A 217-nucleotide genomic window follows, 5' to 3' on the forward strand; every position below is an offset into this window, starting at 1 on the left:
GGTAGTAGCATTAAAGCTGGAAATAATGGTATTAATATAGATGGAACCTCTAAAGATATAGAAGCTGAAGCTATTGAAGTTCAAAGTGGTGCTGTTGTAGAAGGTGGTAATTCTGGTATTTATATAGGAGGTGGAAAAGAGATTGATACTCAAATCACTATTTCAGGATCAGTTACAGGTGGAACTGCTGGTATAGTTAATGAAGGTGTTATAGGTA

The 217-nt window shown here is 35.5% G+C and carries 1 protein-coding gene; it reads left to right on the forward strand.

Going from position 1 to position 217, the window contains the following annotated elements:
• The coding region (locus tag JG677_RS08715) for a hypothetical protein (protein ID WP_200286244.1) at positions 1 to 217 on the forward strand (217 nt) is incomplete at both ends.

Origin of the sequence: Campylobacter sp. TTU-622 (assembly GCF_016598965.1) — a bacterium.
GTDB lineage: Bacteria > Campylobacterota > Campylobacteria > Campylobacterales > Campylobacteraceae > Campylobacter_D.